This is a genomic window from Flavobacterium saccharophilum, assembly GCF_900142735.1.
In the GTDB taxonomy this organism is placed as follows: domain Bacteria; phylum Bacteroidota; class Bacteroidia; order Flavobacteriales; family Flavobacteriaceae; genus Flavobacterium; species Flavobacterium saccharophilum.
The window spans coordinates 380,563-404,814 of sequence record NZ_FRBY01000006.1; the positions used below are offsets into that span (position 1 = coordinate 380,563).

Annotated in this window: 21 protein-coding genes; 10 read left to right on the forward strand and 11 right to left on the reverse strand. The window is 32.5% G+C overall.

The features are described from left to right. Positions 1-3: 3 nt before the first annotated feature. The 6 genes from BUA98_RS20190 to BUA98_RS20215 all read right to left on the reverse strand — a co-directional run bounded on the left by BUA98_RS20190 (position 4) and on the right by BUA98_RS20215 (position 6,552). Positions 4-1,407, reverse strand: a complete 1,404-nt coding sequence (locus BUA98_RS20190; RefSeq protein ID WP_072975428.1) for a hypothetical protein — start codon at positions 1,405-1,407, stop codon at positions 4-6. A gap of 159 nt (positions 1,408-1,566) precedes the next feature. Further along, positions 1,567-2,799 carry an ATP-dependent Clp protease ATP-binding subunit ClpX gene (clpX, locus tag BUA98_RS20195; protein WP_072975430.1) on the reverse strand — a complete coding sequence of 411 codons (1,233 nt, stop codon included), beginning with the start codon at positions 2,797-2,799 and terminating at the stop codon, positions 1,567-1,569. Between the two features lie 161 nt (positions 2,800-2,960). Next, positions 2,961-3,635 carry an ATP-dependent Clp endopeptidase proteolytic subunit ClpP gene (gene clpP / locus BUA98_RS20200; RefSeq protein ID WP_072975431.1) on the reverse strand — a complete coding sequence of 225 codons (675 nt, stop codon included), beginning with the start codon at positions 3,633-3,635 and terminating at the stop codon, positions 2,961-2,963. 316 nt (positions 3,636-3,951) lie between these two features. Next, positions 3,952-5,274, reverse strand: a complete 1,323-nt coding sequence (locus BUA98_RS20205; RefSeq protein ID WP_072975433.1) for a trigger factor — start codon at positions 5,272-5,274, stop codon at positions 3,952-3,954. 116 nt (positions 5,275-5,390) lie between these two features. After that, positions 5,391-5,735, reverse strand: coding sequence for a phage holin family protein (locus tag BUA98_RS20210; protein WP_072975434.1), 345 nt, complete (start codon positions 5,733-5,735; stop codon positions 5,391-5,393). A gap of 52 nt (positions 5,736-5,787) precedes the next feature. Next, entirely contained in the window at positions 5,788-6,552 is a 765-nt protein-coding gene (locus BUA98_RS20215; protein ID WP_072975436.1) for an alpha/beta fold hydrolase, read from the reverse strand. Positions 6,553-6,772: 220 nt separating this feature from the next. Here BUA98_RS20215 and BUA98_RS20220 point away from each other — a divergent pair, with 220 nt between their 5' ends. Beyond that, positions 6,773-8,032, forward strand: a complete 1,260-nt coding sequence (locus tag BUA98_RS20220) for a hypothetical protein (protein WP_072975437.1) — start codon at positions 6,773-6,775, stop codon at positions 8,030-8,032. 50 nt (positions 8,033-8,082) lie between these two features. On the opposite strand, the gene BUA98_RS20225 is transcribed toward BUA98_RS20220, so the two are convergent. The 3 genes from BUA98_RS20225 to BUA98_RS20235 all read right to left on the reverse strand — a co-directional run bounded on the left by BUA98_RS20225 (position 8,083) and on the right by BUA98_RS20235 (position 12,012). Next, positions 8,083-8,937 (reverse strand): DUF4249 domain-containing protein, encoded by an 855-nt coding sequence (locus BUA98_RS20225; RefSeq protein WP_072975439.1) that lies wholly within the window; start codon positions 8,935-8,937, stop codon positions 8,083-8,085. Positions 8,938-8,940: 3 nt separating this feature from the next. After that, positions 8,941-11,031, reverse strand: coding sequence for a TonB-dependent receptor plug domain-containing protein (locus tag BUA98_RS20230; RefSeq protein ID WP_244279239.1), 2,091 nt, complete (start codon positions 11,029-11,031; stop codon positions 8,941-8,943). A 267-nt stretch (positions 11,032-11,298) separates the two neighbouring features. Next, positions 11,299-12,012, reverse strand: coding sequence for a pyridoxine 5'-phosphate synthase (locus BUA98_RS20235; RefSeq protein ID WP_072975442.1), 714 nt, complete (start codon positions 12,010-12,012; stop codon positions 11,299-11,301). 116 nt (positions 12,013-12,128) lie between these two features. Here BUA98_RS20235 and BUA98_RS20240 point away from each other — a divergent pair, with 116 nt between their 5' ends. The 8 genes from BUA98_RS20240 to murI all read left to right on the forward strand — a co-directional run bounded on the left by BUA98_RS20240 (position 12,129) and on the right by murI (position 20,604). After that, positions 12,129-12,788 carry a CBS domain-containing protein gene (locus BUA98_RS20240; RefSeq protein WP_072975443.1) on the forward strand — a complete coding sequence of 220 codons (660 nt, stop codon included), beginning with the start codon at positions 12,129-12,131 and terminating at the stop codon, positions 12,786-12,788. A 134-nt stretch (positions 12,789-12,922) separates the two neighbouring features. Further along, complete coding sequence (locus BUA98_RS20245) at positions 12,923-13,807, forward strand: NAD kinase (RefSeq protein WP_072975445.1); 885 nt, start codon at positions 12,923-12,925, stop codon at positions 13,805-13,807. A 173-nt stretch (positions 13,808-13,980) separates the two neighbouring features. Next, a complete protein-coding gene (gene porG, locus BUA98_RS20250) occupies positions 13,981-14,670 on the forward strand; it encodes a type IX secretion system protein PorG (RefSeq protein ID WP_072975446.1) in 690 nt (229 codons plus the stop codon). Positions 14,671-14,674: 4 nt separating this feature from the next. Further along, positions 14,675-15,415, forward strand: a complete 741-nt coding sequence (locus BUA98_RS20255; RefSeq protein WP_072975579.1) for an isoprenyl transferase — start codon at positions 14,675-14,677, stop codon at positions 15,413-15,415. Continuing rightward, on the forward strand, positions 15,348-18,092 hold the full coding sequence (locus BUA98_RS20260; RefSeq protein WP_072975448.1) for a BamA/OMP85 family outer membrane protein: 2,745 nt from the start codon (positions 15,348-15,350) through the stop codon (positions 18,090-18,092). Before BUA98_RS20255 ends, BUA98_RS20260 begins: the two co-directional genes overlap by 68 nt. A gap of 48 nt (positions 18,093-18,140) precedes the next feature. Next, a complete protein-coding gene (locus BUA98_RS20265; protein WP_072975450.1) occupies positions 18,141-19,157 on the forward strand; it encodes an OmpH/Skp family outer membrane protein in 1,017 nt (338 codons plus the stop codon). 15 nt (positions 19,158-19,172) lie between these two features. Further along, a complete protein-coding gene (locus tag BUA98_RS20270) occupies positions 19,173-19,676 on the forward strand; it encodes an OmpH/Skp family outer membrane protein (protein WP_208858007.1) in 504 nt (167 codons plus the stop codon). A 151-nt stretch (positions 19,677-19,827) separates the two neighbouring features. Beyond that, a complete protein-coding gene (murI, locus tag BUA98_RS20275; protein ID WP_072975451.1) occupies positions 19,828-20,604 on the forward strand; it encodes a glutamate racemase in 777 nt (258 codons plus the stop codon). Positions 20,605-20,608: 4 nt separating this feature from the next. On the opposite strand, the gene BUA98_RS20280 is transcribed toward murI, so the two are convergent. Then, positions 20,609-21,844, reverse strand: coding sequence for a BamG family beta-barrel-assembly machinery protein (locus BUA98_RS20280; protein WP_072975453.1), 1,236 nt, complete (start codon positions 21,842-21,844; stop codon positions 20,609-20,611). Continuing rightward, positions 21,845-23,173: a DUF4270 family protein gene (locus BUA98_RS20285; RefSeq protein WP_072975455.1), complete on the reverse strand. Its 1,329-nt coding sequence runs from the start codon at positions 23,171-23,173 to the stop codon at positions 21,845-21,847. It lies immediately after the preceding gene. Positions 23,174-23,454: 281 nt separating this feature from the next. Between BUA98_RS20285 and BUA98_RS20290 the strand changes: the two genes are divergently transcribed. After that, a complete protein-coding gene (locus BUA98_RS20290; protein ID WP_244279240.1) occupies positions 23,455-24,246 on the forward strand; it encodes a DUF6268 family outer membrane beta-barrel protein in 792 nt (263 codons plus the stop codon). Positions 24,247-24,252: the final 6 nt, after the last annotated feature.

Here is a 24,252-nt window from a genome sequence, read left to right on the forward strand (position 1 = left end):
AATTTACTTTTTACAAGGTTTTCCTACTGGCGAATATATACCATATTGCGAACCATTTTTCTCTGTATTTATTCTATACAAAATTCTCTCTCGATCTTTAAAATTCTTATTAGAAGGATCGTTAGGATAAGTTTGATTAAATATTCTTGTTCCTTGAAGCCCACCCCAAGCCAGGTCTAAATAAACCTGCATTGGAAAACCTGAATCAACAGGCTGACCAGTATGAAATTCTTGAATAGCAGAAGCTATTGAATTGACATACTTATTAGCAATTAATTCATGATGGGCATTTGGCAGTAAATTAGGATTTTTACTAATTTGCTGCTGAACATAAGCATCATAAATTGTAGGAAAATCGCATATTTTTGAATTACCACAGCCCGTGTTTTCTTCAAGTAAACTAATCAAATACGCATGAATAATCTCATGTGCCATTGTAGTTGCGACAGATAAGTCGGTAGGCGGGCTAACATTCCCTACACCATTAATATAATCTTCCTTAAAAACCATGCTAATATCAGTTTTCGAACCGTTAATTTTAGTTGTCTGTGCTAAATCATTCGGATTACTTACCTTACCTGTAGACATATTTAAATTAAAAATGGCACCGCCAGGCCTAAAACGTTCTATCATACCTGCAATATCAGTTTGCTTTAAGTTTTTTAATTTATCAAAAACTGCTTTTGTACAAGCATCAAGTTTATCTGAATTAATTTGCTTTTCTATTTTTTGAGCATTGGTTAATGCAGAGGCACCAGACCCTCCACCTCCAACATGAGGTGGATATCCCCCATTATTGTCACTTAGTTCTCCGCCACCACCGCCAAAGCACCCAATTAGCATTAAAGCTTCAAAATCTCCATCTTCATAAAGCCAACCCATATAAACACAAACATCTGACTCCATTTTACCAGTTGGATTTGGTTTTACTAAAATACTATTTTTGAATTTACTAAACTGAACAGCTTCCTTCTTTGGATTGAGTACTAATATTATGCCATCAAAATCATCTGTTATCTCATAAAAATTAAATAATTTATCATTGTTATCGAAATCTTTATTTTTAGTTAATATCTCAACATGATTATAAATGAAATTATCTCCTGATTTTATTAATAATAATCTATGATAGTTTAAATAATCCTGATCTCCAATTTTGGTTTTAAGATTCGATTGCAATGTAAAAGGTACTTCTATAACTTGGCCTTTTTCTCCATTTGTAACTATTGCATTACTCCAATCAATTTCTTTTGTATATTTTAAAATTTCAAAATTTTCAGAGGTGATATTTTCAGTAAACCATTTTTTTGCCTCATTTGTATTAGAATCAATAGATTCTTCTGGACTACAAGAAAAAATAAATAGAAATAAGACAGCTATAAAACCATAATGTAATATTTTCTTCATACAATTCTTTTTAAATTTCATTTCAAAACGAATATACTAAGAATTTACTTTCAATTGTAACACAGTCCATAAATTATCCTAAAATCTGCTAAATAGATTAATAAAAAAAACCTGCTCAAATAAATGAACAGGTTTTAAATATTATAAGTTAATTGCTAATTAAGAAGCAATTTCCATTCTTTTCAATAAATTTTTATTCAAAGTATGTCTTGCATAATCTTCATCGATTGTGAGTACTTTATCGTCTGAACTTGGTAATTCATACATGGCGTCAGTTAAAATTGCTTCGCATAATGAACGCAATCCACGAGCACCTAATTTGTATTCTAATGCTTTATCAACAATAAAATCTAATGCTTCATCTGTAATCGTAAATTCAACATCATCCATTAAGAATAATTTTTGATATTGTTTTACCAAAGCATTTTTCGGCTGAGTCAAAATTGCACGCAAAGTTTCCTTATCTAAAGGATCCATGTGTGTCAATACTGGCAAACGACCAATAATCTCCGGAATCAATCCAAAATCTTTGATATCTTTTGGAATAATATATTGTAATAAATTGTCTTTGTCGATGTTGTCTACGTTTTTAGAAGTAGAATAACCAACTGCCTGACGGTTTAAACGTTTTGAAATAATACGCTCAACGCCATCAAAAGCTCCACCGGCAATAAATAAGATGTTCTGCGTATTTACCTCAACAAATTTTTGGTCTGGATGTTTACGTCCTCCTTTTGGCGGCACGTTAACAACAGTTCCTTCTAATAATTTCAATAACGCTTGTTGAACTCCTTCACCAGAAACGTCACGCGTTATTGATGGATTATCGCTCTTACGGGCAATTTTATCAATTTCATCAATAAATACAATTCCTCTTTCTGCTTTGGTTACATCATAATCAGCAGCTTGTAACAAACGAGTCAAAATACTTTCGACATCTTCTCCTACATAACCCGCTTCTGTAAGTACTGTTGCATCAACGATAGCCAAAGGAACGTCTAACATTTTTGCGATAGTTTTGGCTACCAATGTTTTTCCGGTTCCGGTTTGACCTACCATAATGATGTTACTTTTTTCAATCTCTACTTCATCATCTAATTGCTGTTGCATTAAACGTTTATAGTGATTGTAAACCGCAACTGACATTACTTTTTTTGTCTGATCCTGACCAATAACATATTGATCTAAGAAAGCTCTTATTTCTTTTGGCTTCTTTAAAATTAAGTCCCCAACTAATTTTGCGCTTCCACTTGATTTTAATTCTTCTAATACAATTCCGTGTGCTTGTTCAATACACTTATCACAGATATGTGCATTAATACCAGCAATCAATAAATTAGTTTCTGGCTTCTTTCTTCCACAAAACGAACATTCTAATACTACTTTTGCCATTCTTTACTTAAGTTACTAAGCAGCAAAGATACTAAGTTTCTAAGCTTTTTAATTTAAAACTTAAAAACTTAGCCCTTTACAGCTTAATATTTTTATTTTATTTTTCAATTGACAGAGAAAACTTTAAAACTTAGTATCTCTGCAACTTAGAGAATTTAGAATTATCCTCTTCTTAATACTTCATCAATCATTCCGTATTCTTTTGCTTCGTCAGCTTTCATCCAGTAATCACGCTCACTGTCTTTGTGCACTCTTTCAAATGTTTGTCCTGAATGTTGAGAAATGATATTGTATAACTCATCTTTCAGTTTCAACATTTCGCGTAAGTTGATTTCCATGTCAGTTGCAACACCTTGTGCTCCTCCTGATGGCTGGTGAATCATTACTCTTGAATGTGGCAAAGCCGAACGTTTTCCTGCTGCTCCTGCACATAATAATACAGCTCCCATTGAGGCTGCCATACCTGTACAAATTGTTGCTACGTCTGGTTTGATGTATTGCATAGTATCATAAATTCCCAATCCTGCGTAAACGCTTCCTCCTGGAGAATTAAGATAAATTTGAATATCTTTTGATGCATCAGCACTTTCTAAAAATAATAACTGCGCCTGAACGATATTTGCAATTTGGTCGTCGATACCTGTTCCTAAAAAGATAATTCTGTCCATCATTAATCTTGAAAACACGTCTAATTGAGAAACATTCAGCTGACGCTCTTCGATAATGTATGGAGTCATGTTTGTTGGGTTCATCGCTGCTACGATTTTATCGTAATACATTGCGTTTACTCCCTGGTGCTTTGTAGCAAATTTTTTGAATTCTTTACCGTAGTTCATATTTTTAGTGTTCTAAGTTTTACGTAATATCTGTTTATTCTTCCATCAAAGGTTATACCTCTTTATAAAGAATGTCAATTTGTCTTATTTCTAGCCCAGATAGCAGTGAAAAGCTTTTTGAAATGACAACTATTTTTTGTTGGTAAAAAAAAGCGACCGGAGGAAGCTCTTTTTTTGCCTTACAAAAAAAGGCAGGCATGAAAAAACTTGTAACGGATAGCTGGATTAGCTCCTGAAAAGTAATCAAAAATAAATTAAAACAAAAGAGCGTCAAGAAAAATCTCTTGACGCTCTACTATATTTGTTTTTTCAGAAATTATTCTCCGTAAGACGCAGCGATAAATTCTTCGTAAGTTACTTCTTTAGTTGTTGGATTTGCTTTTTCTTTGAAAACTTCCAATAATTTTTCAGCAACAACCTGCTCAGATAATCTTTTTACTTCTTCCTGGTTAGATAAAACTCTGGCAACAATTCCCTGAACTTCTTCGTCAGTTGGATTTGTTTGACCAAATTGAGCCATTTGTTGTCTGATAGCGTTTGTTGTAAAAGCTTTCAAATCTTCAAATGTAATTTGGATATTACTTTGAGCCATTGCTTTTCCTTCGATTAATTGAAAACGTAATCCTTTTTCAGATCTTGCGTATTCAACTTCAGCTTCTTCTGCAGAAAGTTTTTTCTCTCCAACAGTTTGCAACCATTTTTTAAGGAATTCAGCTGGTAAATCAAATTTTGTATTTTCGATTAGGAAATCCTGAACATCTAATAATAATTTTTGATCTGCTTGTTGCGCGAATTGAGCTTCAGCATCTTCTTTAATTTTAGCTTTCAAATCTTCTAAAGAAGCTACTTTTCCTTCACCAAAAAGTTTATCGAACAACTCTTGGTTTAATTCAGCTAATTCAGCACCGTTGATAGCCTCGATAGTAAAGTTTACTTCGATATCTAAACCATGAACATCATCATGAGCTACTTTTAAGTAATCCATTAATTGGTGATCATCTTCGAATAAACCTTTTGTACTTACTGTTACAACATCTCCAACTTTTTTACCGATGAATTTATCACCTGCTTTTTTGTTGAATGTAGATACAGAAATTGTAGTTGTATTGTTGATACCTTTTTCTTCGTTTGAGAAAGTTCCAGTCAAATCAGAATCAGCTTCAACTTTATCTTGTGGAATTGCTTTTCCGAATTGTTTTTGGATACGCTCTACTTGTCCGTCGATTAATTTATCATCAGCAGTAACGATATATTTTACGATATTATTTTTTGCTTCTAAATCAATTTCGAAGTTAGGAACCAAACCAATTTCGTATTCGAAAGTTAGTTCTTCAGCATCCCAATCAAAGTTTTCATTTACTTTAGCAAGAGGAGTTCCTAAAAGATTTAATCTTTCAGATTGCACGAAACGCTCTAAAGCCAAATCAACTACTTTTTGAACTTCTTCCTGCTTAATTGCTTTTCCGTATTGTTTTTCAACAAGGTCTTTAGGAACTTGTCCTTTTCTAAAACCCTTAACAGTAGCCAATGGCATTTTTTCGTTTATTCTTTTTGCTACTTGACCTTTATAATCCATGTGAACAACTGTCATTACAATCGTTTCATTCACAGCGTCTATTGCTACTCTTTTAATATCCATCTTCTTCTTTAATTTACATAATAAAATTGGGTTGCAAAATTATAAAATTTTTGCAACCCAACCAAGTTTTTAATGTATTGTATTTGAAGCTGTTTTTGATCTCCTTTTATTTCAATTTATTTATCGTCTCCTAATATTTTATAAGTAATAGATTGAAGGATAGATAAGATGATACTGAAGAATAAAGCTGTCCAGAATGTATCGACTGCAAAACCTCCTACTATATTAGTGCAAAGCAGAATAATAATGGCGTTTATTACCAATAAAAACAATCCTAAAGTAATGAATGTAACTGGCAAAGTCAGGATTACCAAAATTGGTTTTATAAAAAGATTTAATAATCCCAGAACTACTGCAACGATTACTGCTGTGGCAAAACTGGCAACATGAACTCCTGGCAGAAAATTGGCAATTAACAAAACCAACGCTGCGGTAACAAGAAGTCTAAGTATTAATTTCATAGTTTATGATTTAAAAGTTTGAATAAAAGTACTAAAATTTTTATCATAAAGATTACTCTTTTAAAAACTCCGTTGTCATCTCAAAAAACATTTTAGGATTTTCAGCATGAAGCCAATGTCCAGCATTTGGAATCGTTTCAAACTTCACATTTGGAAAATGCTGACGAATGGAATCAAAATCAGCATCTAAAATATAACCTGAATCTCCTCCTCTGATAAACAAGGTAGGATTATTGAAAACTAAATCAGCTGCCAAAGCTTTTCCGATGGCATCTAAATTATTATTAAAGACTTCCAGATTAAATCTAAAAGCCAATTGTCCCGGTTCTTTCCAGTATAAATTCTTCAATAAAAATTGTCGCGTTCCAAAATCAGGAACATATTGCGCCACGATTGCTTCAACATCATTTCGGCTTGGTTTTACTGAAAAATCAACAGCGTTTAATCCTGCCAAAATATCCTGATGATGTTGTTTGTAAAATCTTGGGCCAATATCTGCCACAATCAATTTATCTACAATTTCGGGGTGCGTCGTTGCAAAAAGCATTGCTACTTTTCCGCCCATTGAATGTCCTAAAATGTCAATTCTCGTTAATTGATTTGCCTGACAATATTCAAAAACATCCTGAACCATTGCCTCGTAAGACCATTCATCGGAATGAAAACTACGACCATGATTTCTTAAATCTAAAATATGAACCTGAAATCCGGCTTCTACATATTGTCCGGCAAGTGTTTTCCAGTTATCAGACATTCCAAGGAATCCGTGCATGATGATAAATGGTTTTCCTTCGCCTTCTATTTTTGAGTATAACATTTGTATTTTGATTTTAAAAACAGAACACAAAGGTAGAAAACTTATCTATTAATCTCTAACAGAACCCTTTCTATAAAAATCACTTTTACCTTAATTTTATTAAAAAAAAGTTTACATGTTTACGGTTTCCCGTAACTCCACTTCGATATTAAAATGTACATTGCGCTCTGAAAATTAAGTCAGAAAAATCCTGATTAATCGTTTAATTAAAACACAAACCATGATTAAAAAAATCCTATTATTATCGTTAGTTGCATCTCAACTAACAATCTCATGTTCTAGTGAAGACAGCCCTGAAACTACCCCAACAACAGAGCAAACATTAGCAGAACAAATCGCGGAAATTGTTGCAAAACCATATTCTACACTACCTCCATCACAACAAAAGGTAAAATTAGAAGCTGAGGCAAATGAAATGCTTGTTCAGCTGGACAAATCAAAAACTTCTAGCGCCATTGAAGCATTAGAAAACTTAAACAGATTATTAGATATTAGTTCTGTTGATATTTTTAACGGAAAAAATGACAATCAAGCAGAAGACATCTTAAATGTTTCTGGTGTTTACGGCGTTTATACTTGGAAAAATACTGATCAAAAATGGGAAAAAACAGCTTCAACTACTGAATTGAAATTTGTTTTTCCTGCAAAAGAATCTCAAACTACAAACAACACGACATTATCTACAAAAAGTGTTTCTTCTGACATAAAAATAGAAATTTATGACAGTTATGATTGGGAAGCTGATGTTGATGTAAATGACTTCGTTTATTTACCAACCTCTTCAGAAGCTATTTTGAAAATTGATGAGAAAGAAGCTGCTACATTTGCACAAACTGCAAAATATTCAACTAAAAACGAATCTCCAGATGAGTTTGCATTCAAAATGACTACAAATGATGGTTATACTTGGGAGACAAGTGGTAAAAAAGGAGTTGAAAATACTGCAAAAGCTACTCTTACTTACAACGGAAAAACTTTAATTGATTTTAATTCAGGAAGCAATGCAAATATTGACGGTTTAATCGATAATGATGAACTTGTTCAATATAGAGGAAAAGCGAATGGATTATTCAAATTGATGGATAATTTTGTTATTCTTGCTGATACTGATTTAGCTACTGCTGCTGCAGATGATACTACGTTAGAAAATAGCGTACCGTATCCAGTTTATAATTCTGAAACATATTATTCAGAATTAAGCACTTATCATAAAAAAATTGCAGAAGGAAAAGCTGCTAATTTCAATAAAAACATGAAATTGATCTTAGTTTCTAAAAAGGACGGAACTAAAATTGCAGATATCGTTCAGCATTCAGTAAAAGAAGAAAACCCATGGGAATCTTTAGTTGATTATTACAATCCTGTATATTATTTAAAATTCAGCGATAATACTGAAGTAGAAATGGAAGCTTATTTCTCAGAAGGATTTAGCACTTTTGAAACTAAATTCGAAGATTTCATTAAAGCTTTCGAAAAGTAATATTCTTTAAAAATATATTTTAAGCCGATTTGAAACTATTCAAATCGGCTTTATTTTTTGGGTGGAGTTTTCACTATTAAAGTACTTTGTCCATAACCCGCCCAAATACCTATCCCTCCTTTTATATTGGATTTTAAACTAGTATTGGCAGGATAGATTGGGTTTCTGCTGTTAACAATTTCGTTTTGCCAGCTGTTCCAGAAATCTAAAGCGTCTTTATTTTGCGTTCTTAATTTCACATGAATTAAATCTCCATCAGCAAAATAGGGTGTGAATTTTGTTTTTGGAAAAAGCAAAACACCTCTGTTTATTTGTACTGATATTGGCGACGTTGTGAAATTTTTATCATCTAAATTTCCATAAAAAGAAGGAACAAAAATAGGTTCCTCTCCATCAATTTTTGTGGCAATCTGATAGTAATTTTTTTCATTTAACGGATCATCAAATTTTACAAAAACATAGCCTGTTGTATCTGTTTCAACCTTCTTACTATATTCAGCACTTTTGAGTTGCACCGTTTTCGGAATTATTGTTGTCGCTTCAACAATGCGATTCAGGTATTCTATTTTGAGAGAATACTCTTTTCCAGCTTCCCCTTTTAATGTTGCTCCATAATACACAAATGGAGGAACTCGGTTTTTATCCGTTTTTACTCTTAAAACTTCTGAATTTATCCCGTCAGAAATCGTAATTTTTGCAGCTCTGATGGCATGATTTAAAACATTGGTCGAATCAATAACGTCGGTAACCGGAATACTGCTTGATAGTAAAACCTGAGCATAGTCGCCTTCTTCAATCCATCCTTCGACTACAAGTTTAGATTCCAGACTTTTCTGTTCATTAATATTATCATTAGAACAGCTCGTTATTATTATGGCAAAAACAAATAGTAGATATTTTTTCATTTTTTAAAATTTAAATCTCCAGCTTATTGAAGGCAAAATTCGATATAAAACTTTCTCTTCCTGTTTTACAATTACACTGTCTTTATTTTCATTTACCTGAACATTCAATACTACATAAATTGGGTTTGCGATATTGAATGTATTATAAATTGAAAAGTTTAGGGCACTTTCTTTTTTATTCGTTTTCAGGAAAAAATAATTTACAGAAATATCAGTCCTGATGTAATTTGGCATTTGTGCATTGTTATATCCTGAATATTCTTTGACTGGATTATTATTGATGAAATACCAGGAAGTTGGCATTGTAAATCGATTTCCTGAACTGAAAATTTGAGTTATGCCGAAATTCCATTTCGAATTAAGATCGTACATTCCTACTACTGAAAGATTATGACGACGGTCGTATTTGGCAAAATAAGTATTTCCATTATTAAGCTCATCAAAGTTTCGATCAGACCAGCTTAATGTATAACTCAGCCAACCTGTGAATCTCCCATTGCTTTTTCGAAGCATCATTTCAATTCCGTATGCTTGTCCTTTTCCAACCAATAAATCATTTTTTAATGTTGTTGTTTCATTAAACTGAGTTACTCCATAAGGATATTCGAGCAAATCTTTCATAGAACGATAAAATCCTCCAATAGAAGAAGTCCAGTTCCTGGAAATATTCTGATTAGAACCAATAGAAAATTCATCTGAAGATTGTGGTTTTATTCCATCTGAACTGGCGATCCAGAAATCGGTCGGAATCCCAACACTAGAAGTTGTGATTAAACTCAAATATTGATATTGTTTATTATAAGATCCGTAAAAAGAGTACTTTTCATTTGCAAAATAATTTAGCAAAACGCGAGGCTGAAAATGTAAATAAGAATCTTGAGAACCCGAAGTATAATAGTTAATTCTAAGTCCTAATTCTGCAGTGATATTATTAGATAATTTTGGTTTTACACTCGTAAAAATTGATGCTTCATTAGCATTAATTAAACTATTTTGAGATGCATTATTAGTTGTTGTCAAATTCTCGACATTTACTTTCTGAGGCTGTAAATCGTGATACACATATTGAAATCCTGATTCAAAAGGAATGTTTTTAATTGAATATTGAACTGCATTAGTAAATCCAAAATCTTTTACATAAGACGAAACTTCAAACTGAATTGTTGCCTGTTCCATATTCAAATCGTTTGAATACTGACTAAAATATACCGAATTTGACATGCTTACTTTAGGAGAAAACGTAGTAACTAAAGTTGGTGAAATGGTAAAATTACTCCATTTTAAACCCGTTTTAAGTGCCAGATTATTATCCCTGATTTTTAACTCGTCTCCGCTGACAAAAGCATCTACAGAAAAAAGATTCTTTTTTGAGATTTGAGAAATGAGAGTGAAGTTTCCATCCGAAAAACCATATTTCATATCCTGAACATCATTGTTTTTTGACCCGGATTTCAATATTGGTGCAACAATTTCGTCAATATAGGTTTTCCTTCCAGAGATATAGATTCCTGTTTTTTCAGTTACAGGAATAGCAAAATTCAATTGTGAGGCCAAAATACCTACATTACCCTGGATAGCAAATTCAGAAGGTAATTTTTTGTTCGGAATCAAAAGTGTCGTAGAACTTAATCGTCCTCCATACTTTGCGTTCGAACTTGATTTATCAAATTCAACCTGTTGTATATGATCCGTATTATAGAACGGAAAAATACCTAACAAATGTGACATTCCATATACGGGAGTTCCACTATACAAAATAGCATTATGACCAGGATCTCCACCTCGTACATACAAGTAACCATTGGCATCCCCTGAATTCTGAACACCTGGAGTTAATTGCAAAAGTTTAATAATATCTGTGGTACCCAAAACAGTTGGAACTGATGATAGCTCTTTTAAATTAAAAGATAGCTTACCACCTGAAAGAGTTGTTATACCACTTTTTTTAGTGTTAGCTACAACAACCTCATTCAATATAGAAGTATCTTTTTCTAAAATTATGGATAGTAAAGTGTCCTTTTTCAGTTCAAAACTGATCTTTTTTTCTAAATAACCTAAGGCATTTACCTGAAGATGAATAATTCCAGGCTCCAATTTTGAAGAAAAACTACCTAAGGAATCCGATAAACTATAAAAACTTTGGTTATTCGATTGAATTAAAATGCCGGATCCAACCAGGTTTTCTTTTTCAGAAGATTTTATCTCCCCCTGTATAGTGGCTTTAGATTGCGCAAATACATTGAAAAAAGAGAGAGAAAAAAAGAGAATTATTATTTTCGACACTATACTTTTAATAAGAAAAGTGCGAAAATACACAATTATAACCCAATTATATCAGGTTATAATTGTTTAATTTTAATCTTATTTCAATTTATTTAAATACATGTTCACCACATTATCTAAACCCAGATAAATGGCTTCAGAAATTAAGGCATGTCCAATTGAAACTTCCAGTAATCCCGGAATATTTTGTTTAAAAAACTGAATATTATCCAAACTCAAATCGTGACCTGCATTTATTCCCAAATCTAATTTGTTTGCTAATTCTGCAGCTTTCACATAAGGATCAATTCCATTTTTATTCCCTAAAGCATATTCATGAGCGAATGCTTCGGTATATAATTCAATTCTGTCAGTTCCTGTTTTTTTAGCACCTTCAATCATTTCCAAAATCGGATCCACAAAAATCGATGTTCTAATGCCATTACGCTGAAACTCCTGAATAACCTCAGTTAAATAATCCTGATTTTTTATCGTGTCCCAACCTGCCGAAGAAGTAATTGCGCCAATTGCATCAGGAACTAATGTAACCTGAGTTGGCTTACATTCTAAAACCAGATCAATAAAGTTATGCTGCGGATTTCCTTCAATATTATACTCGGTGTGAACAATTGCCTTTAAGTCACGTGCATCCTGATAACGTATATGACGCTCATCTGGACGTGGATGAATGGTAATTCCCTGCCCACCAAATTTCTGGATATCGGTAGCTACTTTTAATAAATCAGGAACATTTCCGCCACGTGCGTTTCTTAAGGTTGCAATTTTATTGATATTTACACTTAACTTTGTCATATAAGTAGATAATTAATTCTAGTAACACTATATTTGTTACGACAAAAATACAAAGTAAAACGTAGCAGTTTTTGCTATTTTTTGATTATTTTGCATCAAATATCTCCAACTGATTTATGACAGAAATTACTAACTATATCACAAACGATTTTCGAGCGATTGATAGTCAGGAAACGATAGCCTCGGTTCAGGATTTTTTTGCCGATGTTAATTTTTCACATTTTCCGGTTTTGGAAAACGGTATTTTCATTGGAAGCATTGCTGCTGATGATATTGAAACTTTTGACACTGATAAAAAAGCGATTGACTACAAATATACTTTAGAACGTTTTTTTGCCAGAAAATCGATGTTGTGGCTTGACGTTTTAGAAGTTTTTGCTAAAAATCACACTAATACGGTTCCGGTTATTGATGAGAATAATACCTATATAGGTTATTATGAGATGGAAGATATCATGAAATTTTTTCAGGAAACTCCATTTTTAAAAGAACAAGGCGGTATTATAATTGTTCAAAAAGGACTATTAGACTACTCTATGGGTCAGGTTACTCAAATTGTAGAAAGTAATAATGGTAAGATTTTGGGTTGTTTTATATCTGAAGCTGATTTAGAGAATGTTCAAATAACAGTAAAAATTGGTGTTGGTCCAATGAATGAAATTATTCAGACATTTAGACGATACAACTATGAAATTGTCTCAGAACACCAGGAAGATGCCTATATTAATAGCTTAAAAGAACGATCCGACTATTTAGACAAATACCTGAACATATAAAATTAGATAATTAGATAATATGTCAATTAGATAATTCCTAAAAAACGACTATTATCAAATTTATTTAATTTCCCAATTGACACATTACCACATTATCTAATTTATGTAATTGACACATTATCTAATTAAAAAAAATGAAAGTAGCCATATACGGACAGTATTATCAAAACAGTACCGAACCTATTATTAAAGATATTTTTCAGTTTTTCAAGTCCAATAATGTAGAAATGGTAATTGAAGAAACTTTCCTGAAAATGCTTTACGAAAAAGACCTGATACAAAAAGAATACAAAACTTTTTCATCCAGTACGTCTCTGGACAGCAGTTTTGAAATGCTGATTAGTATTGGTGGCGACGGAACTATTTTGAGAGCCGCAACTTTAGTTCGTAATTCAGGTGTTCCAATTTTAGGAATCAACGCAGGAAGATTAGGTTTTTTAGCAACCGTTCAAAAAGAAAAAATTGACAGTTTTTTACAATTTGTAATCGACAAAAAATATACTACTACAGAAAGGACGTTATTAAGCCTAACTTGCGAACCACAAAATGATGCTATAGCAGAGTTAAATTTTGCAATGAATGAAGTAACGGTAAGCCGAAAAGACACTACTTCGATGATTACTGTTGAAACGTATTTAAATAATGAATATTTAAATTCCTATTGGGCCGACGGTCTAATTATTTCAACACCAACTGGCTCTACCGGATATTCATTAAGTTGTGGAGGTCCAATATTAACTCCGAATGTAGCAAGTTTAGTAATAACACCGATTGCACCACATAACTTAACCGCAAGACCATTAGTAATTCCTGATGACACTGAAATCAAACTTCGTGTTTCCGGAAGAGAAGATCAATACCTAATTTCACTGGATTCCAGAATTTCTTCTGTAAAAAATGAATCTGTTTTAACTATCAAAAAAACAGATTACAAAATAAAAATGGTCGAAATTCCAGGCGAAACCTTCTTAAAAACCCTGAGAAACAAATTGCTTTGGGGAGAAGATAAAAGGAATTAAGCCTTTTTCTTATTTCATAGTATACGATAATACCACATTTTCCCGTTCTGCATGTAGTGAATCATCATTAAATGTCTCAAAATCATATCGTAAATTGAAAAAAAAGCACATTTAACTAAAGGAACGTTGATTCGTATCGATAATTATTATATTTGCACGCAATTTTGAATTAAATGAAGAAAATTTTTAATTTATTGTTATGTTTTTTCCCCTTTATCACACTAAATGCTCAAATCAATGAGATTGGTGTCTTTCTTGGCGGAAGCAACTTTGTAGGAGACGTAGGAAGCACAACGTATATTGCTCCTGAGAAACTAGCTTTTGGCGTTTTGTATAAATGGAATAAAAGCCCACGCCATTCTTATCGTTTCTCTTATACACAATCAACGGTAGCAGGAAACGACAAAAACTCAGACGAAACCGGGAGAAGCAACAGAGGTTATAGCTTTGAAAACGATATTAAAGAACTTTCAGCTGGTTTAGAATTTAATTTTTTTGATTTCAATCTGCATGATTATCATACAAAAGTTACACCTTATATATATTCAGGTTTAAATTTTTTTATGTTTGATCAGTTGTATCGATTTACAACCAGCCCGAATGTAACGTATTCAGAAAATTCAAGTTCTTTTGCAATACCTATAATATTAGGTATAAAATCTAACATTACACCGCATTTTGTTTTAGGAGCTGAAGTCGGAGCCCGTTATACTTTTACAGATGCTATTGACGGAAGTAATCCGAACACAGATAGTGCGAATATATTGAAATTTGGAAATTTAAATAATAATGACTGGTATGTTTTCTCTGGCATCACTTTAACGTATACCTTTGGACAAAAACCTTGCTATTGCGCAGAATAATAAAATGAACTTACTAGACTCTATAGATCAAACAAATTTGCCTAAACATTTAGCCATTATCATGGATGGAAATGGACGTTGGGCGAAACAACAAGGCTTTTTACGCGCTTTTGGACATGAAAACGGGACCAAATCAGTAAAAAAAACAATTACTACCTGTGCTAAACTTGGCATTGAGTATTTAACGCTTTATGCTTTTTCGACAGAAAACTGGAATCGACCTAAACTAGAAGTTGAAGCATTAATGAAAATATTAATAAATTCATTAAAAAAAGAACTTGGTACACTGCAGGAAAACAACATTAGACTTAACGCTATTGGAAATCTTGAGAAGCTTCCAAAATCAGCTCAAAAAGAACTTTTAGACGTTATCGATAAGACAAAAAACAATACACGTCTCACTCTAACTCTCGCCTTAAGCTACGGATCACGGGAAGAATTGGTAAATGCCGTTAGAATCATCAGTGATAAAGTTAAAAATAATATAATTTCATTAGACACTATTGACGATTCAATTATAAATGAGCATCTTTACACGCAAAATTTACCTGACGTAGATTTATTAATACGAACAAGTGGAGAACATAGAATAAGTAATTTTTTGCTATGGCAGATAGCTTATGCAGAATTATATTTTACTAATGTCTTGTGGCCAGACTTTAAAGATCAAGATTTATATGAGGCTATTATTAGTTATCAAAAAAGAGAACGTAGATTTGGAAAAACCAGTGAACAAATTAAATAATTTTTTAGTGTTACAAAAAAGAATACAAATAGTCCTTACCCTACTTCTTTTGGGTAGTTTTTCACAAATAAAAGCACAAGAAAGAGTTCCTTTTGATCAAGGAAAAAAATATATTCTTGCTAAAGTTTCTGTTGTTGGTAAAATAAGCTTCAATGAACAAACTGTTGTTACTTTTTCTGGCCTTCAAAAAGGACAGGAAATAACTGTTCCAGGAGAAGAAATCAGTGGTGCAATTAAAAAATTAGGAAAACTTGGCCTATTTGATGAAATTGCTTTTTACGTAAATAAAATTGAAAATGATAGTATCTATTTAGATTTAGATATTGTCGAACTTCCTAAATTAAATGAAGTTAAAATCGTTGGTGTTAAAAAGAGTAAAATAGAGGGACTAATTAAGGACAACAACCTGACAAAGAACAAGATTGTCAACGAAAACTTAATTACAACTACCAAAAATTATATAGAAAATAAATACAAAAAAGAAGGTTTCTATAACACAAAAGTTACCATAACAAATACTCCTGATACTACTGCCGGAAATCAGGTAAATATGCTTGTTCGGATAGATAAGGGAGATAAGGTAAAAATTAGTAGTATTGATTTCACAGGAAACAAACAACTTACTGATTCTCAATTAAGAGGTGCAATGAAAGACACAAAACAAAAGAATGTTTTCCGTGTTTTAAAAGCTTCTAAATTTATTCCTGAAAAATATAAAACTGATTTAGAAAAGGTAATTGCCGCCTATAAAGAAAAAGGATATCGTGATGCTCGTATTATCTATGACTCTGTTACTTACAACAAGGAGAAGAATATGCTAGCGATCAAAATTAATATGGAAGAAGGAAATAAGTACTACTTTGGAAATATTAAATTTTTAGGAAATACCGTTTATTCTGACCGTACTTTAAATGGCTTTTTAGGGATTAAAAAGGGAGACACCTATAACGGAGTTTTACTTGAAAAACGAATTGCTGACAACACTAAACCAGATGCAGAAGATATAACTAACCTCTATCAAAATAATGGTTATTTATTCTCAAAAATAAACTCTGTAGAGGTAAGAACTGTTAACGATACTATAGATTTTGAGATCAGAGTTACTGAAGGTCCAATTGCTTATTTTAATAAAATATATGTAACTGGAAACGACAAAACTAATGACCATGTTATTTACCGAGAATTAAGAACTAAACCAGGTGAGAAATACAGTAAAGAACAATTGGTTAGAACCATTCGTGAAATTGGTCAGTTAGGATTCTTTGATCCTGAAGCTATCAAACCTGAATTCAGGAATGTTGATGCAGGAGCTGGAACTGTAGATATCGAATATCAGGTTGTTGAAAAAGGATCTAGTCAGGTCGAACTACAGGGAGGTTACGGTGGAGGTGGTTTCATCGGAACGTTAGGACTTTCGTTCAATAACTTTTCTGCACGAAATATGTTTAAAAAAGAAGCATATAAGCCACTACCAATGGGAGATGGTCAAAAAGTATCGCTTCGTTTACAAGGAAGCACCTATTTCCAAACCTACAGTTTATCATTTTCTGAGCCATGGTTTGGAGGTAAAAAACCAGTACAATTCAGTTCATCTATCTCATATAGTACACAATACTTAAATAATTATGTTACAAGAGATGTAGACAAAAGCAAAAGTTTTAATATTTTTACTGTACAAGTTGGTTTAGCAAAAAGGTTAACTGTGCCAGATGATTATTTTGTTTTATCACAATCGGTAAGTTACCAACATTACGATCTGAACAATTATAACACAGGTTTATTTACCTTTGGTAACGGAGCATCAAGAAACTTAGCGTATACAATTGGTCTTTCGAGAAGTAATAAAGGGGTGAACCCGATATTCCCAATGTATGGTTCTGAGTTTAGTATTTCTGCAAAAGTAACGCCTCCATATTCATTGTTTAATGGAATCGACTATGCTGATCTACCAAATCAAAAAGAATATAAAACGCAATATACTGGTGCAAATGGATCAGATGATTTCGGTCAACCTCTTAACAATGGTGATTATATTAAAACTGACTCATCAGGAAAAGTTGCGAGTGTTGGATCAGATTACGCAAGTGCTGATACCGATCAGGGTAAAGTTGACCAGAAAAGATACAATTGGTTAGAATATTATAAAGTTAAATTTAAAGCAGATTGGTATACTAAAGTTTATGGTAAACTAGTCTTAAGGACATTAACAGAATTTGGTTTCTTAGGAGCTTACGATCAGGCACGAGGAGTTGTACCTTTTGAACGTTTTTACTTAGGTGGAGACGGAATGGCAAACTACTCAATGGATGGTAGAGAGACCATTCAGTTGAGAGGTTATCCAAATAACTCATTAACTCCGGTAAACGCTGCGGGTGAGCAAATTGGAGCAACAATTTATAACAAATTCTCTATGGAATTGCGTTATCCAATTACATTAAAATCATCTGCATCTATTTATGCCTTAACGTTCTTGGAAGCAGGTTCATCTTACCCAACGTTTAAAGATTATAATCCGTTTGACTTAAGTCGTTCGGCAGGTTTTGGTTTACGTGTATTTATGCCGGCATTTGGATTATTAGGTATTGATTTAGGATATGGATTTGATGCACTTCCTGGATCTGTTACAAATAAAGCAAATGGCTGGGAAACGCACTTTATCATTGGTCAACAGTTTTAGTCCAATTTTTAGTACATTTGGCTAGAGATTTGAAAATAAAGTAATGTTATGAGAAAACAATTTTTATTTATATTTTTAGCCCTGATTGTGGCAAATACAAGTCAGGCTCAGACCAGAACGACTCGAATTGGTTATATTGACATGGAATACATTTTGGAAAATGTTTCTGATTACAAAGAAGCCACAGCTCAATTAGAGCTAAAAGCTCAAAAATGGAAGCAGGAAATTGAAGCCAAAAAATTAGATATAAATACGCTAAAGGAAAGCCTTAAAGCTGAAAAAGCTTTATTGACTAAAGAGCTAATTGATGAAAGAGAAACAGAAATTAAATTTCTGGAAGATGAAATGCTGGATTACCAGCAAAAACAATTTGGTGCTAATGGGAATCTAATTCATCAAAAAGCTGCCTTGGCAAAACCAATACAAGATCAGGTTTTTACCGCCGTTCAAGATATTGCTGAAGCTAAAAATTATGATTTCATTTTTGATAAATCATCAGATTTGACTATGCTTTTCAGTAATAAGAAATTTGATATAAGCGATCAGGTTATTCGTGTTTTAAACAGAACTGATAAACGCGAACAATTGACTAAAAAACAATTGAAAGATCAGGAAGCTAAAGAAAGTAAAGAAAATGCAATTGACGAAAATCCGGCAATGGCAGACCGACAAAAAGCACTTGATGAGAAAAAGGCTGCGAGAGAAAAACTAATTGAAGACAGAAGATTAGAGCAAGAGGCTAAGAAAAAAGAATACGACGACAGAAGAAAAGCAATATTAGCAGAAAGAGAAGCCAAAAAAAATGGCACGGTTTCTGAACCTGCAAAAACAACTGAAGCCGGAAAAACAAGTGAAACAGGCACTGATGCAACAGCCAAACCAGCTGCAACGGGAGAAACACCGCCTGCTGAACCAGCTGTAAATAAAGCCGAAGAAAGACAAAAACTTTACGAGCAACGTAAAAAAGAATTAGAAGAGAGAAGAAAGAAAATACTAGAAGAAAGAGAAGCGGCTAAGAAAGCAAAAGAAGCCGAAACACAAAAATCAAATACGACCAATAATTAATTAATATTTTTAAAAATGATGAAACAAATCAAAACTTTACTAATTGCTGCCATACTAATTTTAGGAGCAAGTAACACAATGAATGCACAGGCTAAGGTAGCCCATGTTGATGTTAGCGAGATTATGTCGAAAATGCCTGCAATGCTTGATGCTCAAAATCAACTACAAAAATTAAGTGCTACATATGATGCTGAATACAAAAAAATGATTGATGAATATCAAACTAAAATCAAAAAGTATGAAGCAGAAGCTACAACTGTAACTGAAGTAGTAAACACAGAGCGTTCTAAAGAAGTTCAGGATATGCAAGGTAGAATTACGTCTTACAGAGATAATGCTCAAAAAGAATTACAACAAAAAGATTCTGATATCGTAAAACCAATTATGGAAAAAGTAAAAGCTTCTATCCAAAAAGTTGGAAAAGCTAAAGGATACCAATACGTATTAGATGGTTCTACTTTAATCTTAGCAGATGGACCAAACATTACTGCTGACGTTAAAAAAGATTTAGGATTCTAAAAAACGAATTTCTTATTACAAACTGCTCAAATTTTTAAAAAAGTTTGAGCAGTTTTTTTTATATTAAATTATGATTAAAAAATAGCAATATTCTATGATTTCACTTTACAAAGAATATAAATCTATTTCAAAAAAATACTAAATTTGTAGTATGACGAACAACAATCCTATAGGCGTTTTTGATTCCGGTATTGGAGGAACTTCCATTTGGAGCGCCATTCATGATCTACTCCCAAACGAAAAAACTATATATCTAGCTGATAGTAAAAATGCTCCATATGGTCAAAGAACCAAAGACGAGATTGTTGCTCTAAGCAAAAAAAATGTTGATTTACTACTCGAAATGGGGTGCAAATTAATAGTTGTAGCGTGTAATACTGCAACAACTAATGCAATTCGCGAACTTCGTGCAACATATGATATCCCATTTATAGGAATTGAACCTGCTATAAAACCTGCTGCTAATAATTCGAAAACACAAGTAATCGGAATTTTGGCGACTAAAGGAACATTGAATAGTGAGTTGTTCAACAAAACTGCCGAAATGTTTCAGCATACTACAATTATTGAACAAGTTGGTCATGGTCTTGTTCAGCTTATTGAAGATGGCAATCTGAACTCACCGGAAATGACTCAACTATTAGAGTCTTATTTACAACCTATGATCGATGCTAATATTGACTATCTGGTTCTGGGATGCAGTCACTACCCCTATCTGATTCCGCAGATCAAAAAAATCCTTCCTGAACATATCCAGATTATTGATTCGGGAGAAGCCGTAGCACGTCAGACACAAAATGTTTTACGTGAAAAAGTTGGTTTCTCTGACAATCAAAAAAGCGAGCCTGAATTTTATGTCAATTCAGATCCCGCAGTTTTAGAGTCGATATTGAAATATAAATATCCAGTTATAAAAAAGGATTTTTAACTGCCTATTCTATTTTTCGTTTGACAAACCATATTCCATCGAGCGATAAATTAAGGGATATCTTATGATAATTTTCTTTTATTAAATTATCTGAAATCCTTCCCTTTTGACCATAGGAATAGGAAATATTTAAAGCCGAAAAAGTATTTTCTATAGGTAGAGAAAGTCCTATAGAAATAGCTGCGTTGTTTACACGTTTGCCGTCAACTTCGAGATAACCTGTGTCAAAATTTGCTCCAGCTGCATATTGAACGCTATCCCAATATCTTCGAATATTTTTTTTAGCTCTATAAGTAAATCCAAGTGCAAATCGATCCTGATTTACAAAATCGCCATATAATTCAGATTGATTTGAATCGTTCCATAAACTTTTTTCATAATCTAACGTCATATTCAGATTATTCTTAAAGCGCTTACTAATCCCCACTCCGATCTCTAAAGGCATATAATAATCATCTGTATCAGAGACAACATCTGATTCTATAGTAGAGACCACATCATCCGTAATAGTTTGAACTGTCTGAACTTTTGATGCCTTAATTTGAGTTGGCATTTTAAAAGTTGAACCGATTGTGAGCGTAGAATCAATTTTATACTGCCCTCCTAAAGTCGCACGCAAGCCGTTATAATCTGTTTTTTTATGAATATTTGTAACTGAATTCACTATTAAAGAATTGCGATCATCAGTAGTATTTCCAAACAATAAAGCTGCTGAGACTCCAACTGACAACTTTTTTCCAAATCGGTAGCCATATGAAAAATCAAAATTATTTAATCCTCCAGAACCTGTGGCCGTGAGGTAATAATATTCCTGGCTGTTTTCTATTGGCAATTTTAAATTAGAAATTTTGAATGTTGCACTGGAATAAGGTCTCAAAGCCACACTAAAACCAGAATTCTTTGTAACTGGAAAAGCAAAAGCAATATGCGAAAATTGAAAATTATTACGATTCTCTGTTCGCGAACCACTCTGATAGGTTGTTGCGATAGCTTTACCTCCAATATCAAACATAAAATGATTTTGGGGCAAATACCCTAATGAGGATGGATTCAAATTATTAATAAATGTCTCTGATGGCAAAGCAATTCCAGACGATCCAATAGAAGGGATTGCCCCAAAATCAGAATCGTATAAACTCCCAACTCCATATAATGAATAAGGTGAACTGGAAATACTTTGGGAAAATGAAGTCAACGACATCAATATGGCGCCACTTAAATAAACTATTTTACTTTTCATTTAATAAGAGATGTAATAAATTTTAAGTTGAATTTTATTGTCCGTATGTTTTTGATCTCCCAAAACAATTCTGTTTACAGCTTTAGAAATTCCTGGTAGCGTCAGAATCAGAGAGAATCTGGAATCAGATTGTTTCCACATTTCTTCTTGTAGAAAACCACCAATAGGAATTATATACCCAACACTTTCATTAAATTCATCGCTTTTCTTATTTAAAGTACCATATACATAGGTTCCTGCTGTATTTTGTAAAGAACCACTTATTCTATTTAAATTATCTGCTACATAAACTTTCAAAGAATCCGCTAAAGGATATTGCTCTGAATAGGAATTATTGACAGGTTTTAAAAGTAACTCTGCATTAACAATAGCACCTTTATCTGAGATATACTTAAGTTGTTTAATATTTGGGAAATCAATTCTGCAGGCTACACCTGTTCCAGATTGAATAAACCCTTGTCGATTTGTAAGCGAACTTGATAATTTACTACTCGAAATGGGTAAATTTTGAAGTAAGGTTCCTGTTTTATCCAAAGAAATAGAATTAAACTGCTTTGATGCATCCGAAATTGTAAAATCAACTACATAAGGCGTTTCTTCTGTATCTGCCTGATATTTTGAATAATACAATCTAACTTTACTCGTTCCTCCTTTAAAACCAACTACGCTCGAAGAATTCGAAGTTGAAGAAACCAATACAAGTCCTTTCAAATATTCTGAAAAACTATCAAAATCTGTAATTTCTCTTTTCTTTAATTTTTGAAAAATTGCTGCACCAAATTCATCATTCATTTTTATTGTAATAGAATCCTTTTCGGTAGGTCTTGGCTTATACGAAATTGTACCAATACTTTCATCACTATAATTCAAAACAGAGTTATTGTAAAAACTATCGTCCTCACTATTTGGTTTTACTCTCTGAGTCAGACGATGAATATCAAAAGTTTGCACTTTTGTAGTATCACCATAATAATAATTATCGTATTTGAGGATCATTGCTATAGAATCAAAAACGTAATTTGTTGTTTCGGTGTCTGAACCTCCATTATTTAAGCTGTAAGTACTTGGAGTTAGCTGAAAATAACTATTGGACTTTACTTTCCCAAAAACTGGATCATCATAACTCCCAATTAATATCCTGCTCTGACTGGAAGTCACAAGGGAATCGAAATTTATAGTTGACATTTCGACTGTCACAGTATCAATCAAAACAACTTTGTTACTTAAAGCTAAGTAATCTGACCCTACAACAAATTCGCCGGCATCTGTATCTGTACCACATGAAAGCATCGTGATAAGAAAAAACAACATTAGTATAAACTTGTGCATAATAAATTTTTTGAACAAATATAAAATGCACTCCCCTCCACCGCACTACAACATATACGGCCTAGCATTTTTACACTATAAATAGCAGTAAATCATCTACAATAGCTTTTGGGTCATAAATACTTCATTCGGCCTTAAAAAAGGCTCTTTTGTCTATCAAAACACGCCATACATATATCTTCTTTTTTTAAAAAACATTAGGCACCTACTTTTGGGCCAATAAATAAGTAATGAAAATAAGGTTTCTAATATGTTCGCTTTTTACAATTTCATTTTTTAGTATGAAAGCTCAGGACAATTTTTCAGTAAATATGAATTTAAAAACAGAACCTACTGACAAAATTAATTTTAACGAGACTGGTATTAGCGTCAAAGTCAATAAAGAAATAAATAGCAAAAGCAAAATATCGAATTCGTTAGAATACTTACATCTAAATGTCAATTATGAAACAGAAGATTTCGAATCGATTGAAGATCAGACTCAATTTAATCAATTACAAAATCAATTTACGTTTATGCAAAGTATTACACAAACAACAAAATTGGATTTTACTATAACGCCTACTGCTAATTTTCAACAAAATTTTGATATTTCTGACGTGACAATTTTAGGAAGTTTTGCGATTAATCAGCATTTGAATTCTAATACAGATTTAAGCATTGGAGTTTCGAGAACAACGGCTTTTGGTTATCCTAAATTCATGCCGATTTTGGCTTTAAATTATAAAATAAATAATGAAAGCAGTTTATCAATAGGCTTTCCTGATTCTAAAATATCATATTCAAATAATACCCGGAACAAGTTTAGCTTAACCAATATTTTTAATGGTAATTTTTACAATTTAGATTCACAAATTAATTTAAATAAAGAGGCTACAAAAGCAAGTTTATCTCAAATGACTTCGGCAATTGAATATGAAAGAAACGTAGACCGAAATTGGTTTTTAAATTTTAAAGCTGGTTATAATTTTGACAAAAAGTACATACTCCTTGACAATGACAATCATGAAGTATATAATTATAATACTGGCAACGGATACATTTTAGGAATCGGGATCAAATACAAACAATAAATAAAT